At 45.9% G+C, this 16,593-nt stretch carries 18 protein-coding genes; 2 read left to right on the plus strand and 16 right to left on the minus strand.

Annotated features, from left to right (window positions below):
• Positions 1–49: 49 nt before the first annotated feature.
• The 7 genes from tyrA to ffh all read right to left on the minus strand — a co-directional run bounded on the left by tyrA (position 50) and on the right by ffh (position 6,112).
• Positions 50–1,189 carry a bifunctional chorismate mutase/prephenate dehydrogenase gene (gene tyrA / locus GWI56_RS03240; protein ID WP_198572128.1) on the minus strand — a complete coding sequence of 380 codons (1,140 nt, stop codon included), beginning with the start codon at positions 1,187–1,189 and terminating at the stop codon, positions 50–52.
• A 27-nt stretch (positions 1,190–1,216) separates the two neighbouring features.
• Positions 1,217–2,308 (minus strand): 3-deoxy-7-phosphoheptulonate synthase, encoded by a 1,092-nt coding sequence (locus GWI56_RS03245; protein WP_198572129.1) that lies wholly within the window; start codon positions 2,306–2,308, stop codon positions 1,217–1,219.
• Positions 2,309–2,568: 260 nt separating this feature from the next.
• On the minus strand, positions 2,569–2,922 hold the full coding sequence (rplS, locus tag GWI56_RS03250; protein WP_006080791.1) for a 50S ribosomal protein L19: 354 nt from the start codon (positions 2,920–2,922) through the stop codon (positions 2,569–2,571).
• A 34-nt stretch (positions 2,923–2,956) separates the two neighbouring features.
• Positions 2,957–3,703, minus strand: a complete 747-nt coding sequence (gene trmD, locus GWI56_RS03255; RefSeq protein ID WP_028760810.1) for a tRNA (guanosine(37)-N1)-methyltransferase TrmD — start codon at positions 3,701–3,703, stop codon at positions 2,957–2,959.
• Positions 3,704–3,718: 15 nt separating this feature from the next.
• Positions 3,719–4,249, minus strand: coding sequence for a ribosome maturation factor RimM (rimM, locus tag GWI56_RS03260; protein WP_006080789.1), 531 nt, complete (start codon positions 4,247–4,249; stop codon positions 3,719–3,721).
• Between the two features lie 20 nt (positions 4,250–4,269).
• Complete coding sequence (gene rpsP / locus GWI56_RS03265; RefSeq protein ID WP_006080788.1) at positions 4,270–4,521, minus strand: 30S ribosomal protein S16; 252 nt, start codon at positions 4,519–4,521, stop codon at positions 4,270–4,272.
• Positions 4,522–4,738: 217 nt separating this feature from the next.
• Entirely contained in the window at positions 4,739–6,112 is a 1,374-nt protein-coding gene (gene ffh / locus GWI56_RS03270) for a signal recognition particle protein (RefSeq protein WP_198572130.1), read from the minus strand.
• A 289-nt stretch (positions 6,113–6,401) separates the two neighbouring features.
• Between ffh and ccsA the strand changes: the two genes are divergently transcribed.
• Both ccsA and GWI56_RS03280 read left to right on the plus strand, forming a co-directional pair.
• Positions 6,402–7,190: a cytochrome c biogenesis protein CcsA gene (gene ccsA / locus GWI56_RS03275; protein WP_028760813.1), complete on the plus strand. Its 789-nt coding sequence runs from the start codon at positions 6,402–6,404 to the stop codon at positions 7,188–7,190.
• Between the two features lie 99 nt (positions 7,191–7,289).
• The gene (locus tag GWI56_RS03280) at positions 7,290–8,564 is read left to right on the plus strand and encodes a CNNM domain-containing protein (RefSeq protein WP_113940661.1); all 1,275 of its coding nucleotides are present in this window, start codon (positions 7,290–7,292) and stop codon (positions 8,562–8,564) included.
• A 130-nt stretch (positions 8,565–8,694) separates the two neighbouring features.
• Here GWI56_RS03280 and GWI56_RS03285 read toward each other — a convergent pair whose 3' ends face one another.
• The 9 genes from GWI56_RS03285 to GWI56_RS03325 form a co-directional block, all read right to left on the minus strand.
• Entirely contained in the window at positions 8,695–9,219 is a 525-nt protein-coding gene (locus tag GWI56_RS03285; protein ID WP_131523031.1) for an Mpo1-like protein, read from the minus strand.
• 211 nt (positions 9,220–9,430) lie between these two features.
• Positions 9,431–9,811, minus strand: coding sequence for a holo-ACP synthase (acpS, locus tag GWI56_RS03290; RefSeq protein ID WP_198572131.1), 381 nt, complete (start codon positions 9,809–9,811; stop codon positions 9,431–9,433).
• Positions 9,811–10,548 carry a pyridoxine 5'-phosphate synthase gene (gene pdxJ / locus GWI56_RS03295; RefSeq protein WP_198572132.1) on the minus strand — a complete coding sequence of 246 codons (738 nt, stop codon included), beginning with the start codon at positions 10,546–10,548 and terminating at the stop codon, positions 9,811–9,813. Before pdxJ ends, acpS begins: the two co-directional genes overlap by 1 nt.
• Positions 10,549–10,618: 70 nt before the next feature.
• The gene (gene recO / locus GWI56_RS03300) at positions 10,619–11,329 is read right to left on the minus strand and encodes a DNA repair protein RecO (protein ID WP_198572133.1); all 711 of its coding nucleotides are present in this window, start codon (positions 11,327–11,329) and stop codon (positions 10,619–10,621) included.
• 28 nt (positions 11,330–11,357) lie between these two features.
• A complete protein-coding gene (era, locus tag GWI56_RS03305; protein WP_028760819.1) occupies positions 11,358–12,374 on the minus strand; it encodes a GTPase Era in 1,017 nt (338 codons plus the stop codon).
• Positions 12,371–13,051, minus strand: coding sequence for a ribonuclease III (gene rnc / locus GWI56_RS03310; protein ID WP_012088603.1), 681 nt, complete (start codon positions 13,049–13,051; stop codon positions 12,371–12,373). Before rnc ends, era begins: the two co-directional genes overlap by 4 nt.
• 1 nt (position 13,052) lies before the next feature.
• Entirely contained in the window at positions 13,053–13,970 is a 918-nt protein-coding gene (gene lepB / locus GWI56_RS03315; protein ID WP_168823422.1) for a signal peptidase I, read from the minus strand.
• A gap of 183 nt (positions 13,971–14,153) precedes the next feature.
• The gene (gene lepA / locus GWI56_RS03320; protein WP_028760822.1) at positions 14,154–15,944 is read right to left on the minus strand and encodes a translation elongation factor 4; all 1,791 of its coding nucleotides are present in this window, start codon (positions 15,942–15,944) and stop codon (positions 14,154–14,156) included.
• Between the two features lie 166 nt (positions 15,945–16,110).
• Positions 16,111–16,584: a SoxR reducing system RseC family protein gene (locus GWI56_RS03325; RefSeq protein WP_198572134.1), complete on the minus strand. Its 474-nt coding sequence runs from the start codon at positions 16,582–16,584 to the stop codon at positions 16,111–16,113.
• Between the last annotated feature and the right edge of the window lie 9 nt (positions 16,585–16,593).

The following is a 16,593-nucleotide window of genomic DNA, read 5'->3' on the forward strand; positions in this document are numbered from 1 at the left end:
AAAAAACGCCCATCAATGATGGGCGTTTTAAAGAGTAACTGTTTATTTATTAATTGGTTTTCATATCATTAACCGATTGCAGCATAATACGACTTTCGCGCTGGAATTGAGGGGCGAAATCCCCAAACCATTTGGCGACACTTTGGAACTGCTTAATAAACTCGTTCCTGTCACCCCGTTTTAGTAGCTCTAACGCTTCACGGTAGTTGTCTAAATAATCACCAATAGCATGCTGGCTATCTTGCTGGGCAAAAATAATATCGGCATAAAGCTCTGGGCTTTGGGCGAATAAGCGCCCTACCATAGCCAATTCTAATCGATAAATCGGCGAGCTAAATTGCAGTAAAGTATCAATATCGGCCTCTTCCTTACACAGATTCAAACCATACACAAAGGTCGAGAAGTGACGCATTGCCTGCACTAGCTGCATCGCATTGTCGTGACGCTCTGGTTCTGCTTCGACAATCCGCGCCCCCCAAATGGCGATCTGCTCAAGTAGCCACTGGTATTTTTCCGGCGAGCGACCATGACACACCACCACGACTTGCTTCGCCAGACTGCCCACATCAGGACCAAACATAGGATGAAAACCAACGACAGGACCAGAATGCGCCTCAAGCATGGCTTTAACCGGCTCAGTCTTGATGGAGGTCAAATCTGCCAGAATGCAGTCAGCTGGTAATTGGGTCAGCTTTTCACGAATAAGATCGCAAGTAATCGCAATCGGCACAGTCACTAACACCACGCCCGCATCGGCAAATAGGCTATCTGCTTGCTGCCAATCGTCTTTATCAAGCAGATTCACTTGGTAGCCGGATAAAGTCAGCATTTGTGAAAATAGCCCACCAAGCTGACCTTTACCGCCGATAATCACCACAGACCCTAAATCTTTTTTGACTTGTTTAAAGCCTACATCTTTCTCATTAAGGTAAGACTCACGCATCAAGCGACGTAAAATATCTTCGATCAACTGCGGCTCGATCCCCATAGTTTTTGCTTCTTCACGGCGTTTAGCCAGCATGGCTGCTTCACGCTGAGGTGCATAAATCGGTAAACCCGCGCCGTGTTTCACCGTGCCCACTTGTGCAACGAGATCCAAGCGCTTACGCAGTAAGTGCAGTAATTGCTGATCAACACCATCAATCAGGCCGCGAAGGTGTTCTAATTCGGCCGTTGTTTTTTCATTCATACCTGAGTCCATTAAGCTGTAACCAATTTAAGCGTTAGCTACTTTCAGCATATCGAAACGCGTTGGAAGTATTGAAGATAACTTCGCTGCGCCTTCCCGTAAAATGGTTTCTGTTTTTTCCCAATTAATACAAGAATCTGTTACAGAAACACCGTAAGCTAGCTCGCTTAATGGCCTATCACAACTTTGATTGCCTTCATTTAAATGACTTTCTAGCATGACGCCAATAATCGACTTATTGCCGTTAAAAATCTGCTCGAACACATCTTCACAGACAGGCTTTTGGCGGCTGTAGTCTTTGGATGAATTGCCATGGCTGCAATCGATGATCAAACGTGCATTGAGTTTGGCTTTATGGAGCTGCGTTTCACACTCTGCCACACTCGCCGCATCATAGTTGGGCGTTGCACCACCGCGTAAAATCACATGGCCATCGGGATTGCCCGCAGTTTGCAATAATGCGACTTGGCCCTGCTGGTTTATGCCCATAAATCTGTGGCTACTGGCCGCCGATTTTAGCGCATTAATCGCTACATCGAGCTTACCATCGGTGCCATTTTTAAAGCCCACCGGCATAGAAAGACCCGATGCCATTTCCCTATGAGTCTGCGATTCAGTGGTGCGAGCGCCAATGGCAGACCAAGTGACAAGCTCAGAAATGTACTGAGGACTGATAGGATCGAGTGCTTCGGTGGCAACAGGCAGTCCTAACTCGGCCAACCAAATCATCAGCTCACGGGCCATTTTCAGGCCTTTTTCGACATCGAAGGATTCATCCATATCGGGATCGTTGATCATGCCCTTCCAACCTACCGTAGTACGTGGCTTTTCAAAGTAGACTCGCATTAAGATATAGAACTCATCACTGAGTTCATCGTGCAGAGTTTTAAGCCTTAAAGCGTATTCCTTAGCGGCGGCGATATCATGGATGGAGCAAGGGCCAGTGACAATCAATACTCGATTGTCGCGCTTATGGACAATATCAGCCACGGTTTTGCGGGCATTGAGGATATAACGATAAGCATGCTCAGAGAGTGGCAAGGCATTTTTAAGCTCTTGCGGCGTGATTAAGACTTTCTCTGAACTGATGTGTACGTTGTTAATCGTATCTTGTTGCATGCTTACCACCTAAGACTTAGTGTTTAACCCAGTTGTCGAAGCAGGACTTCAAGTCAGCTTGGGCATTCATTTCGGATATAAAATAGCGTAAATCCATCGCAATGCACTTCTGTAATGCTACACCATTACAATCAGGCGACCACTATGCCTGTTCATTCTCTTTAGATCAAGTATAAATACTCAAAAAACAGCAACAAAAAACCGCCACTAGGGCGGTTTTCTGTGCGAACACTACGTCTTGTTTTCTGTAGCGGTAACTATTACTTAGTTGCCAGCTTCTCACGGATACGTGCAGATTTACCTGAACGATCACGCAGATAGTACAGTTTGGCGCGACGAACGCGACCACGACGCTTAACTTCAATGCTAGCGATCAGTGGGCTGTGCGTTTGGAAAGCACGCTCAACACCTTCGCCATTAGAGATTTTACGTACTGTGAATGCAGAGTGCAGACCACGGTTACGCTTAGCAATTACAACGCCTTCAAAAGCCTGTAAACGCTCTTTATCGCCTTCTTTAACACGAACCTGAACGACTACTGTATCACCAGCACCAAACGCAGGTACGTCTTGTTTCATTTGCTCATCGTTGAGCATTTTAATGATGTTGTTCATAACTTACTCCGTTCTAGAATTAACTGAGCTACGACTAAGCATGCTTGTTCATTGCTTCAACGAACTGCGCTAATAGAGTCGTTTGTTCGTCAGTCAGAGCTAGATTTTGCAATAATTCTGGCCGTCTAAGTAAAGTCCTACCAAGGCTTTGCTGTAAACGCCAGAGTCTAATTTGTTCGTGGTTGCCACTTAGCAGCACTGCCGGTACGTCAAGACCATCAAGGCTTTCAGGGCGAGTGTAATGTGGACAATCCAGTAAACCGTCGGAGAAAGAATCTTGCTCCGCCGAAGCTTGTTTTCCTAGCACGCCAGGAACCAATCTCGATACTGAATCTATCAGAGTCATCGCCGGTAATTCGCCGCCCGAAAGCACGTAATCCCCTATCGACCACTCTTCATCCACTTCCGTTTGAATGATGCGTTCATCAATACCTTCGTATCGACCACAGACCAAAATCAAACGTGATGATTGAGCCAACTCAGTGACGCCTTGCTGATCCAGCTTGCGTCCTTGAGGTGACAAGTAAATCACCTTCGCACCTTCACCCGCTGCGGCTTTCGCTGCATGGATGGCATCGCGCAAGGGTTGCACCATCATCAACATTCCGGGACCACCGCCGTAAGGCCTGTCATCTACCGTATTATGTCTATCATGGGTGAAATCACGGGGATTCCACGTGTGCAACTCGAGCAGGCCGTTTTTCACGGCTCGACCCGTAACACCAAAGTCTGTCACGGCACGGAACATCTCTGGGAACAGGGTTATTACCCCTAACCACATCTGTTGTACCTCGACTTAGAAGTCAGGATCCCAATCCACTAAAATCTGTTTACCTTGCAGATCAACCGTTTTGATGAACTGCTCAGGGACAAAGGGGATCATACGTTCCACTTTGCCGAAACTATCTTTAGCGTTGGCTTTAACGAGTAATACGTCGTTCGATCCTGTTTCCACGATCTGATCGACAATTCCCATGTTATAGCCTGTTGTATTGACCACTTCGCAACCGATGAGATCACGCCAGTAGAATTCATCTGCTGGCAAATCGTTCATCTGTTCCGGCAAAATCGCAATCTCACAATTTGTGAGCATTTGCGCTTGCTCCCGTGTTTCTACGCCATCAAGTAAGGCAACAACGGCCTTACCTTGATAACGCCACTGGGTGACCTTTATTTCGCGCCATTCACCATTTTCTTTAATAAGCCAAGGTGAATAGTCAAAGATACCTTCAACAGAATCGGTATAGGCGGTGATTTTCAGCCAACCTTTAATGCCATGACAGGAGCCTAATTTCCCCAGTACGACTGGCTGTTGGTTACTGCTCATCAATCTATACCTTAACGCTATTAAGCTGTTGCTTTACGAGCGTCTTTGATCAGTTTTGCTACACGTTCTGTAGCAGCTGCACCGTTAGAAACCCAGTGCTCAACGCGAGCTAGGTCTAAACGTAAAGTTTCTTCTTGGCCACGGGCCAATGGGTTGAAGAAACCAACACGCTCGATGAAACGACCGTCACGAGCGTTACGGCTATCAGCAACAACGATGTTGTAAAATGGACGCTTTTTTGCGCCGCCACGAGCTAAACGAATGGTAACCATGCGTTTTCAATCCTCTAATGATTTGCTTGAAGCAAAAATAAAAACTGGAACCCCGTGTTCGCGAAGAGTCCCAGATAGAAAGCCGGAAGATTTTACCTGACTTTCCAACGAATGCAACCAAAGATGGCGATTATTACGCCTGCGCCCTCAGTAAGCGGTTCATTGTTGCCAGAGTCAACCGACTGATAAAGTGCTAAGTTTAACTAAAAATGCCCGATTAACGTCCCGGGAATTTCATTCCTGGCGGCATCATACCGCGCATTCCGCGCATCATTTTTTGCATGCCGCCCTTAGCAGACATTTTTTTCATCATCTTTTGCATTTGAGTAAACTGTTTCAATAAACGGTTTACATCTTGAATTTGCGTGCCAGAACCAGCTGCGATGCGACGTTTGCGTGAGCCCTTGATTAAATCAGGGTTCTTGCGCTCCTTGGAAGTCATCGAATTAATGATGGCTTCCATTTGGCCTGTCATCTTGCCGTCTTGGATTTGCGCTAAGGCTTCTGGGGGCAATTGACCGACACCGGGCAGTTTTTCCAGCATATTCATCATGCCGCCCATGTTTTTCATTTGCTGTAACTGCTCACGGAAATCTTCTAAATCGAAACTGCCACCTTGCTTCACTTTCGAAGCCAGCTTCATGGCCTTTTCTTTATCGACGCCGCGCTCAACTTCTTCGATAAGCGATAACACATCGCCCATGCCCAAAATGCGTGAGGCAATACGGTCAGGATGGAATGGCTCTAACGCGTCGGTCTTTTCACCCACACCGAGGAATTTAATCGGCTTGCCCGTAATGTGGCGAATCGATAACGCCGCACCACCGCGCGCATCACCATCGACTTTAGTTAAAATAACCCCTGTCAGTGGCAAAGCTTCATTGAAAGCCTTAGCGGTGTTTGCCGCATCTTGACCTGTCATAGCATCAACAACGAACAAGGTTTCGATAGGCTTAACCGCTGCGTGTAAGCCTTTGATCTCGTCCATCATGGCTTCGTCGACATGCAGACGACCCGCGGTATCGAGGATCACCACATCGATAAACTTTAATTTAGCGTGGGCAATCGCCGCTTTCGCAATGTCGATTGGGTTTTGGCTAACGTCCGATGGGAAAAACTCCACCGCCACTTCTTGCGCTAACGTCTCAAGCTGTTTAATCGCCGCGGGGCGATAAACGTCAGCACTGACGACTAATACCGATTTTTTATGGCGTTCGCGTAAAAATTTACCCAGTTTGGCCACACTGGTGGTTTTACCCGCACCTTGCAGACCTGCCATCATAATCACAGCTGGCGGCTGAGTGGCTAAATCTAGGGCTTCATTCGCCTCGCCCATGGATTTTTCAAGTTCACTTTGAACTATCTTAATAAAGGCTTGACCTGGGCTTAAGCTTTTAGAGACTTCTTGTCCAACGGCACGTTCTTTTACGTTATTAACAAATTCGCGCACCACAGGCAGGGCAACATCGGCCTCCAGCAGTGCCATACGCACTTCGCGCAGGGTTTCCTTAACGTTTTCTTCAGTTAAGCGACCACGGCCACTGATATTTTTCAGTGTGCGTGACAGTCTGTCGGTTAGGTTCTCAAACATCGTCCTGTTCTATACCTTTAAGAATCTCGATTGATGGGCTGTATTATAACGATGCATGCGCATTATGCTACTGCTGCACCCATCTTGATTGTGGTTAAGTGTTTTGCTTGCGCTGAGTCATGTTTTATTGTCGTCGACACACTATTTAACCCTAACAATAAGAATCTGCTAAATTTTGCAACTCATGTCACTGCCCATTTGCCGACAGCTCATGTTATTCTAGGGGAAATATTGATCTGTATGCCCCGTTTTTAAGGCACCTTTAACTACACAAATAGGTTAATTACCCATGGTCATCTTTTCTGCCTCAGCCATGTTTTTTTATTGCATTGCATTGGTACTAGTGACGAGTAGATTGTTTCACCCAGACGGTCCGAATCGCCGTGCTGTCGCAGGCTTTGCCGCTATTGCGGTTATTTTGCATGCCGCAGCATTATCACAAGTGATTTTCACCACAGATGGCCAAAACTTTAGCCTGACGAATGTGATTTCCTTAGTGAACTGGATTATTGCTTTTACTTTTACGATATTGATGTTCAGGCTGAAAGTCATCGTCGTCGTGCCCGTGGTTTACGCCTGCTCAGTACTTTCGGTTGCCCTACTCTGGTTATTGCCACCTAAATTCATCACGCATTTTGAGCTTTATCCTGAAGTATTAGCCCACGTCGTATTGTCACTCATGGCCTACAGCGCCCTGATGATTGCCGCCCTGTATGCGATACAACTGGCGATGATCCAAAATAAACTGAAGAAAAAACAATTTATGCTGAGCCCTGGCATTCCGCCGCTGATGACAGTTGAAAAACAACTGTATCACCTAGTGATTATCGGCGTTATCTTGCTCAGTTTGTCGCTCGCGACTGGTTTTATCTTCCTTGAAGATATGTTCGCCGATGGTAAAGGTCATAAGGCAATTCTGTCGATAATGGCTTGGTTTGTATACATTACTATGCTGTGGCAACAGTATTGGGTCGGTTGTAAAATTCGTACCGCAGTCATTTATACTCTGACTGGCGCATCCTTACTTTCGCTCGCATATTTTGGCGCGCGCATTGTCAAAGAGTTAATCCTCAACTAAACATTTAAGTCGGCTGGGGCAGTTATTGCTGCGGCCGACTTGACACTTTTTTTAAATGTCGGTATTTACTTAAGTTTACTGGCCACATTGGAGCCTTTTTTGGACGCTATATCGACAAGCGCACTCCTGATCGTTTTACTAGTGCTTATCCTATTCTCTGCCTATTTTTCAGGCTCAGAAACCGCAATGATGACTCTCAACCGTTACCGTCTACGCCACTTAGCCAACAATGGCCATAAAGGGGCGATTAGAGCTTTGAAGTTACTTGAGCGTCCTGACCGTTTGATTGGATTGATCTTAATTGGTAATAACTTAGTCAATATTTCCGCATCGGCTATTGCGACTATCATTGGTATGCGTCTTTGGGGCGACTTAGGGGTCGCTGTTGCAACAGGCGTGCTTACGTTAGTCGTGCTCGTTTTTGCTGAAGTCACGCCAAAAACCATCGCAGCGCTAAATCCTGAGCGTATTGCTTTTCCCTCTAGCATATTGCTACTTATACTTTCCTCTACCTTTGCCTATGTTGTCTCAAGCGTTAATTTAATAACCACAGGTATCTTACGTTTGATGGGGATAAAAACCGTTAATAGTAGCGATGCACTAAGCCAAGAAGAGTTGCGCACTGTGGTACATGAGGCAGGGGCACTCATCCCCCGACGCCACCAAGAAATGCTGTTATCTATCTTGGATTTAGAGAAAGTAACCGTTGAAGATATTATGGTGCCACGCTCAGATATCTACGGAATTAACGTCAATGACGAATTTAAGGTTATCAATCGTCAGGTGATCCAAAGTCCACATACCCGAGTGTTAGTGTATCGCGACACCATAGACGATGCAGTGGGCTTTATTCATCTACGCGATGCTCTGCGCCTCCAATCTAAAGAGCAATTTAGCAAGTCATCTTTGCTGCGCGCAGTGAAAGAACTCTACTTTGTGCCAGAAGGTACGCCACTCAATGTGCAGCTAGCTAACTTCCAACAAAATAAAGAGCGCATCGGCTTAGTCGTTGATGAATATGGTGATATTCAAGGTCTAGTAACACTCGAAGATATTCTCGAAGAAATTGTCGGCGACTTTACCACTTCTATGTTGACCACCCCGAGTGAAGACATTAAGGTCCAGCAAGATGGCAGCTACTTAGTTGATGCGGGCATTACGATCCGCGATTTGAATAAAGAAATGAAGTGGAACTTTCCCACCGATGGCCCTAAAACCCTCAATGGTCTGATTCTGGAGTATCTGGAGGAAATTCCTTCTGCGAATACCAGTTTACGTTTAGCAGGTTATCCATTAGAGATAATTGATGTGTCAGAGAATATGATTAATACAGTGAGAATTATCCCACTGTATTATCATCCCCCCAGAGTTTAATCCTCAATTTTGAGCATAAAAAATGGCCGAACCACACGAGTTAAGATGTGGTCCGGCGGACGATTTCCTCCAAGCGATGATGCTCCCCCAAGCTATAAATCTATCTACTCTAATTCACTATCTAGCCAAGCTATGCAGACTTTTTCGCCTCAAGCATACGACGCTTCTCAAGCGCCATTGGTGTTATCTGGGCATTCAGCGCCTTTTCTAAGCCCAACATAAAATACACTTCCGCCATTAAGAAAAATGGCCCAATTAATAGCTGATTTAAGTCATCCACAAAGGCAGGCTTGGCTTTTTCATATTGATGGCCAATTAGCTGGAACACCCAGCCCACCACAAATACCCCTAGGGCAAGCCAAGTGGCACCGGCGATATGCGCCGCCCACTCAGTCGTGAGCAGCACAGGTACCATAAATAATATGAGCCCCATTGAAAGCCTTAAGTGTAAACGGACATAATAGGCCAACACGAATATACCGACTATCACTGCTAAACTTGTCTCTCCCATACTCCCCAGCGGAATACGCACTGTGGCCAACAACAGGAAAGCAGACCAAATAATCAGTGGGATGCCAATAAAATGGGTCTGAATATTACGCTGATTTAAATGCACACTTTTGTAGGTCGATAACTGCTCTGCGGCGGATTTCATGTCGGGTTCCTCTTCATTTGCCCCTGATTTTACGTGCGCCAAATTGAGCGACGCGCAAGCCATAAACTAACGTAAAACAATTAAGCTGAACAGTAAAAGTAAATAAATTGTTGCATTCAGTAATTTGGCACTGATTTGGATACCCATCCAGAAATGAAAAAAGAACCCTAAGGTTCCTTTTTTACCGCCAACAGACACAAACTCGGGTTTATTAAGACTCTATGATTACCGTCGCAATCGCGTAGGATTTTTCATCGGCAATAGAGATATGCCCAACCGTCGCTTTAAGCTGCTGTAAGCGCGTCAGCGCCCCCTCGGTAAAGTGAATCGTCGGTGCACCATCCTCATTGTTGCCAATGTGAATATGCTGAAACGACACGCCGCGGCCAATACCCGTACCGAGGGCTTTGGCTGCGGCTTCTTTTGCAGCAAAACGCTTGGCAAGATAACGACTTGGCTGACTATGGGCAGTATAAATGGCTAACTCAGACTCGGTCAGCACACGTTTCGCCAGCTTGTCACCTGCGCGTGCCACATGGACCTGAATACGCTCAATCTCGACGATATCTGTGCCTAGGCCGACAATCGCCATTATTCGCCTCGACGACCTTCAAGCATTAACACTTTCATGTCTTTCACTGCTGTCGCTAAACCATCAATAGCGGCACGTGCGACAATCGCATGACCGATATTGAGTTCATATAACTCAGGAATCGCCGCGATGGGTTTCACGTTGTGATAATGCAAACCATGACCCGCGTTAACCACTAAACCTTTGCCATGGGCGTATTTTGCCATTTCGCTAATACGCGCTAACTCAGTGGCTTCTTCTGCTTCCGTTTTAGCATCGGCATAACAGCCCGTATGAATTTCAATAAGCGGTGCGCTAGAGGCAACAGCGGCATCAATTTGAGTTTTATCGGCATCGATAAATAAGGAGACTTGAATACCCTCAGCAGCTAAACGACTAACTGCTGCAGTGATTTTATCTAATTGCCCCGCCACATCTAAGCCACCTTCAGTGGTGACTTCTTGACGTTTTTCTGGCACTAAACAGACATAGGTCGGCTTAATTTCACAGGCGATGTTAAGCATTTCTTCGGTCACAGCGCATTCAAAATTCATGCGGGTTTTCAAGGTTTTTGCCAACAAATATACATCGCGGTCTATGATGTGGCGTCTGTCTTCACGCAAATGGATAGTGATGCCATCGGCGCCAGCATGTTCAGCAACGGCAGCAGCATGCACAGGATCAGGATAACTGGTGCCACGGGCTTGGCGCAGAGTAGCAATATGGTCGATATTCACGCCCAATAAGATACGGCTCATCGGGAACTCCTTAATGTTTAACGCTGATATTGCGGCCTATTGTACTTAGGCTCACGCTAAAAAACAGGAGCTAGGGCGAATTATTCCCATCAATCTTAGTTGGTACGGCTGTGCTGACGAACAATTGTCGACTCAACAAAGGTTTAGTCCCGAGTAATGGCGTTAACAGGGAGCGCATCAACAACTTCGCGCTCAAAAAATGTGCTTCGGTGAGCTGGTTATCGTTAAGCGCCGTCAACATTGCCCCTTGGTAGGCGTTGCGAGCACGGGAGTTAAGCACAAATTGAAAACCTAACTCAGGCACGAGTTGGTAATAATCATCAGGTACGAGTGGTTCACCTTGAGTATCGCGGCTAAGAGAAGGCATAAAACCTAATTCCCGCAGCAAGGCGAGCTCAATATAACGCAGTTGGGATTGGCAAAACTTCGCGGCAAGGCCGACTAAGGCTTGATGATAAATGAGGAACAACTCTTCGGCATTGTGCTGTACAGACAAAGTGCGAACCAATAACTCATTGATATACATACCAGCAAACAAACTTTGGCCAGAAAGAGGCACAGCAGGCGCAGCGGCTTCGACTTGAGTTAAGGTTTTTAATTCAGACTTACCGCTAAATTCGAAGATCAGCGGTTGAAAGGGCTGGAGAATACTCTTGATAGAGCGCTTACCGCTGCCGGTTCGGGTAACCACATCAACCCGTCCAATGCCGTCAACTAACAGGTTAACTAAGACACTGGACTCTCGATATGGGCGATGATGTAAAACGTAACCACGTTTCATCGGTAAGCGCGCTCGCTGAAATTAATGCTTAATCGTCGCCGTAACCTAAGCTACGCAAGGCGCGTTCATCATCGGCCCAACCGGATTTCACTTTCACCCACACTTCGAGGAAAACTTTATTATCAAACAAGGTCTCCATGTCTAAGCGAGCTTGAGTTGCGATAGTACGAATACGTTCGCCCTTGCTACCAATCACCATACGTTTTTGACCTTCACGCTCAACAAGGATCAAGGCATTGATTTGATAAACGCCATTTTCCATCATCTTGAACTGTTCAATCTCAACTGTCGCATCATAGGGTAATTCATCACCTAAGAAGCGCATCAATTTTTCACGCACAATTTCCGACGCCATAAAACGTTGCGAACGATCGGTAACATAGTCTTCAGGGAAGAAGAAAGGTCCTTCAGGAATAGACGCCGCCGCTAGCTCTAAAATGCGCTTAACGTTGGTACCTTTACTGGCTGAAATCGGCAAAATTTCATCGAAAGGATATTTTTTGGCGACTTCTTCCAAATACGGGAACAGCGATTCTTTGTCTTTGATATTGTCGACTTTGTTAATCGCCAGAATTGTCTGACGCTCTTCACCGCCACGGCGTAATTTACTCAACACCATCTCATCATCGGCGGTCCACGTCATGCCATCGACCACAAAAATCACCATAGCTACATCGGCAAGCGAACTGGCTGCTGCGCGGTTCATCAGGCGGTTAATCGCCCGCTGCTCTTCTATGTGTAAACCTGGTGTATCGATGAACACGATTTGCTTCGGACCATCGGTATGAATACCCATGATACGGTGGCGCGTTGTTTGTGGCTTTTTAGAAGTAATACTTACCTTCTGACCAAGTAAACGGTTAATTAACGTTGATTTACCGACGTTAGGGCGACCAATGATCGCTACCATGCCGCAATAAGTGACATCGTATTGGGCCGACGGCGTTGGCGCGGCCGCATTCATCCTTGCCAGTAATTCATCTAAACTCGGCTCAGTTGCCGCTTTTGCAGCATCGATACCTGACAAGTCTGTTTTTTTGGTCATTTCTTTAGTAACTCCAATACTTGAGCGGCCGCGATTTGCTCGGCTTTACGGCGTGAACTCGCCACACCAATGACGCTTTGACTCAAGTCTTCAATACGACATTCAACGGTAAATGTCTGATCGTGGGCATCGCCTTCTATGTTGATTACTTGGTAATCAGGCAGCGGCTTTTTAAACCCTTGTAAATGTTCTTGCAGTAATGTCTTAGCGTCTTTCTGACTGATCCCAGGTTGGATTTCGGCCAAACGCTCGGCATACCATTTCAGCAGTAATGCACGGCAAACTTCGAGATCGGAATCAAGGTAAACGGCGCCAATAATGGCTTCAACCGCATCGGCAAGAATCGACTCGCGTCTAAATCCGCCACTTTTCAACTCGCCAGGACCGAGATATAAATAATCGCCGAGCTTAAACTCTTGGGCGATGATAGTTAAGGTATCACCGCGGACTAAAGTGGCACGCATCCGGCTTAAATCGCCTTCGGTTGCCTTCGGAAACTGATGATACAAAGCATCAGAAATCACGATAGATAAAATTGAATCACCTAAAAACTCTAAGCGCTCATTATGCTTATTTGCCGCACTTCTGTGGGTCAGCGCTTGAGTCAAAAGCTCAATATTCTTGAACTCATAACCTAAGGTACGACACAAACGTGGCAAATTTTTAATCGGTTCCATGCTATTTAATTCCACCTACACGCTCAAAACGCACACCGCTAGGCACCCAAGTTGGGAGAAAGTCGGCTTTTGAACGGTCAAATTCAAAACTAATCCAAATCGCTACCGCTTTACCAACAAGGTTCTCTTCTGGTACAAAGCCCCAGAAACGACTGTCGGTACTGTTATCGCGGTTATCACCCATGGCAAAGTAATGGCCTTCAGGCACTAAAAACTCACCCGCGGGTAAATTACCTTCGCGCTTAAAATACCCCAGCATGTCAGGTCGACTTGGGTTAATCAAAATATCGTGGGCAACATCGCCCAATTCCTCTTTATAACGCAGTAATGGCACACCATCTTGGCTGTAATCACCACGACTGATCTCTGTGCGGGCGATAACTTGTGGTTCTGGGCAAGCTGTTTGCTCAACGCCACAGGCCTTCTGGATCATCAACTGCTTGTTACGGTAAATAATTCTATCACCCGGTAAACCGACAACACGCTTAATGTAGTCAATTTGCGGATTTTCAGGATACTTAAATACCACCACGTCACCGCGTTTTGGCTCGCCAGTTTCAACCAGTTTAGTGCGCCATACGGGATCTTTAAGCCCATAACTGAATTTTTCCACCAGAATGAAGTCGCCCACTAAGAGGGTTGGCATCATAGAACCCGATGGGATTTGAAATGGCTCATAAATAAATGAACGTAGGATCAACACAAAGGCAATCACAGGGAAGATAGAATGCGCGGTTTCGACTATGGTCGACTCACGAATGATTTGGTACTCAGCTTCTTCAGTTAAATTCGCTTGTGATGCCTTTGCTAACGCTAAACTCTCACGACGCTTTGGGGCGAAAACGAGCACATCGACTAACCAAATAAGTCCTGAGATCAGGGTGATTAGCACTAGAATAATGGAAAAATACGCTGCCATTGCTTATTGAACTCCTGCCTTAAAAATAATTAAAGGTGCCTAACTCAGCGAATATCATACTTTAGTTAACTTACCGTATTCGACCTTGGTAAACCAAAGTGATAAACCAATGCGATAACCTAACTAAAGCGCCGCAAACAGCGGCGCAATAGTCAACTAAATTGTCACTTCTTATGCTAACGATTACTCGTTTAGCTTAAGTACCGCTAAGAATGCTTCTTGTGGCACCTCAACGTTACCTACTTGCTTCATCCGTTTCTTACCCTCTTTTTGTTTATTTAAGAGTTTTTTCTTACGAGAAACGTCGCCGCCATAACACTTAGCCGTTACGTCTTTACGCAGGGCTTTCACGGTTGAACGGGCAATAATTTGACTGCCCACCGCCGCTTGAATCGCAATATCAAACATCTGACGTGGAATAAGTTCTTTCATCTTATCCACTAAAGCTAAACCACGGTGACGAATGTTTGATCTATGGATAACCATAGCCAAGGCGTCGACTCGGTCGCCGTTGATGAGAATATCTAAACGCACCATGTCTGCAGGATCGAAACGAATAAAGTTATATTCGAGTGATGCATAGCCACGGCTAGTGGATTTCAAACGGTCGAAGAAGTCCATGACCACTTCCGCCATTGGCAGATGGTAAGTCACAGCCACTTGGTTACCGTGGTAAACCATGTTCACTTGGGTGCCACGTTTTTCAATACACAGGGTAATCACGTTACCTAAGTATTCTTTTGGCACTAAAATGTTGGCCTCAACAATCGGCTCACGCATTTCTTCAATGTTGTTAATCGCAGGCAGATCAGACGGGTTATCAACATAAATCGTTTCACCGCTGGTCATGACAACTTCGTACACTACGGTTGGCGCAGTGGTGATCAACTCTAGGTTGTATTCACGCTCTAAACGCTCTTGTACGATTTCCATGTGGAGCAGGCCTAAATAGCCAATGCGGAAACCAAAACCGAGTGCCGATGAACTTTCAGGTTCAAAGAATAATGACGCATCGTTCAGGCTGAGTTTGTTCAGCGCATCACGGAAGTTTTCATATTCGTCGGTCGAAATTGGGAATACGCCAGCGTATACCTGTGGCTTCACTTTCTTAAAACCAGGTAACGGCTTTTCAGCACCATTTTTGGCTAAAGTTAACGTATCACCCACGGGCGCGCCGTGAATTTCCTTCAAACCCGCAATCACAAAGCCGACTTCACCGGTTTTAAGTTCGGTTTTATCAGTTTGTTTTGGGGTGAAAATACCCACGCGATCCGCAGTGTGGTTTTGCCCTGTAGACATTACCTTAAACTTGTCACCTTTTTTCAGGCTACCGTGTTTAATTCGCACTAACGACACTACGCCTAAGTAGTTATCAAACCAAGAATCGATAATCAAGGCTTGCAATGGTGCGTCAGGATCGCCTTCTGGCGGTGGAATTTTGGCAACAATGACTTCTAAAACCTCGTCGACACCGACACCTGTTTTAGCCGAACAACGCACAGCATCCATCGCATCAATACCAACGATATCTTCAATCTCGGCAGCAACACGTTCTGGATCGGCTTGTGGTAAGTCAATCTTGTTTAAAATGGGTACCACATCTAGATTCATATCCAGCGCGGTATAACAGTTTGCCAGTGTCTGAGCTTCAACGCCCTGACCCGCATCAACCACCAGCAAAGCACCTTCACAGGCAGCTAATGAGCGCGAGACCTCGTAGGAGAAGTCAACGTGACCTGGGGTATCAATAAAGTTGAGTTGATAGACAAGGCCATCTTTGGCTTTATAATCCAAAGTGACACTTTGTGCCTTAATCGTAATACCACGCTCACGTTCTAGATCCATAGAATCTAAAACTTGAGAATCCATTTCACGGTCGGTTAAACCGCCACAAACCTGAATAAGACGATCTGATAGCGTCGATTTACCATGGTCGATATGGGCAATAATTGAGAAGTTTCTAATTTGTTTCATTATGCTGCAATGACTAATACTGAAAATGGATACGGTTCAAAGGAGCGAAATTGTACCTGATTGCGGTTTCAATACCAATCACATTCACTCCTACTTAAGACAGGCCGATAAAACAACGCCCAAAACCGCAGTTAGCTGCTATTTGATAAAAAATAACACATTGAAATTATTGAGCTAATTCGTTTAAATTGATGCTCCTACCTAAATAGGCCAAAATCACAGGCTGAGCATCAACTTCTAAACGTTTAGCCTGTTGCTTACCAAAAGACCACGCAATCAAGGCACCAACGGCCGCAAAGCCCATGGCACCTAGGTTATGATTAAACTCAAGCAACTGGCCTAAAAATTGTCCTAACGCCGCGCCGACAAACAGGCCAAACAGCGGCATTAAATAGATTAATGCCGCGGCTTTGAGGATCACGCTCTCGGGAAGGCCTAATTTGAGTAATTCACCAGCCTCACAGCGGCGGTCACTCTGAATAGAAAATTGCTGGATTTTCGAGGAAAAAGCCTGAGCGACAGCAGAGGTCCCGCAAGACTCACTGTTACTGCAGCTCTTGCAGGTACTCTTAAGTTCCACTTCAACCGTCAACCAGCCTTGACTATCACTGGAGACGACTCTGGCAATTTCTTCCATCATAATCGGCGT

It is taken from the genome of Shewanella sp. DW31, from assembly GCF_015767295.1.
Lineage (GTDB): Bacteria > Pseudomonadota > Gammaproteobacteria > Enterobacterales > Shewanellaceae > Shewanella > Shewanella oncorhynchi.

What these genes read in the sequence shown, in the direction of transcription:
- tyrA (WP_198572128.1), bottom strand. Translation starts at nt 1,189, where the DNA reads ATGAATGAAAAAACAACGGCCGAATTAGAACACCTTCGCGGCCTGATT.
- GWI56_RS03245 (WP_198572129.1), bottom strand. Translation starts at nt 2,308, where the DNA reads ATGCAACAAGATACGATTAACAACGTACACATCAGTTCAGAGAAAGTC.
- rplS (WP_006080791.1), bottom strand. Translation starts at nt 2,922, where the DNA reads ATGAACAACATCATTAAAATGCTCAACGATGAGCAAATGAAACAAGAC.
- trmD (WP_028760810.1), bottom strand. Translation starts at nt 3,703, where the DNA reads ATGTGGTTAGGGGTAATAACCCTGTTCCCAGAGATGTTCCGTGCCGTG.
- rimM (WP_006080789.1), bottom strand. Translation starts at nt 4,249, where the DNA reads ATGAGCAGTAACCAACAGCCAGTCGTACTGGGGAAATTAGGCTCCTGT.
- rpsP (WP_006080788.1), bottom strand. Translation starts at nt 4,521, where the DNA reads ATGGTTACCATTCGTTTAGCTCGTGGCGGCGCAAAAAAGCGTCCATTT.
- ffh (WP_198572130.1), bottom strand. Translation starts at nt 6,112, where the DNA reads ATGTTTGAGAACCTAACCGACAGACTGTCACGCACACTGAAAAATATC.
- ccsA (WP_028760813.1), top strand. Translation starts at nt 6,402, where the DNA reads ATGGTCATCTTTTCTGCCTCAGCCATGTTTTTTTATTGCATTGCATTG.
- GWI56_RS03285 (WP_131523031.1), bottom strand. Translation starts at nt 9,219, where the DNA reads ATGAAATCCGCCGCAGAGCAGTTATCGACCTACAAAAGTGTGCATTTA.
- acpS (WP_198572131.1), bottom strand. Translation starts at nt 9,811, where the DNA reads ATGGCGATTGTCGGCCTAGGCACAGATATCGTCGAGATTGAGCGTATT.
- pdxJ (WP_198572132.1), bottom strand. Translation starts at nt 10,548, where the DNA reads ATGAGCCGTATCTTATTGGGCGTGAATATCGACCATATTGCTACTCTG.
- recO (WP_198572133.1), bottom strand. Translation starts at nt 11,329, where the DNA reads ATGAAACGTGGTTACGTTTTACATCATCGCCCATATCGAGAGTCCAGT.
- era (WP_028760819.1), bottom strand. Translation starts at nt 12,374, where the DNA reads ATGACCAAAAAAACAGACTTGTCAGGTATCGATGCTGCAAAAGCGGCA.
- rnc (WP_012088603.1), bottom strand. Translation starts at nt 13,051, where the DNA reads ATGGAACCGATTAAAAATTTGCCACGTTTGTGTCGTACCTTAGGTTAT.
- lepB (WP_168823422.1), bottom strand. Translation starts at nt 13,970, where the DNA reads ATGGCAGCGTATTTTTCCATTATTCTAGTGCTAATCACCCTGATCTCA.
- lepA (WP_028760822.1), bottom strand. Translation starts at nt 15,944, where the DNA reads ATGAAACAAATTAGAAACTTCTCAATTATTGCCCATATCGACCATGGT.
- GWI56_RS03325 (WP_198572134.1), bottom strand. Translation starts at nt 16,584, where the DNA reads ATGATGGAAGAAATTGCCAGAGTCGTCTCCAGTGATAGTCAAGGCTGG.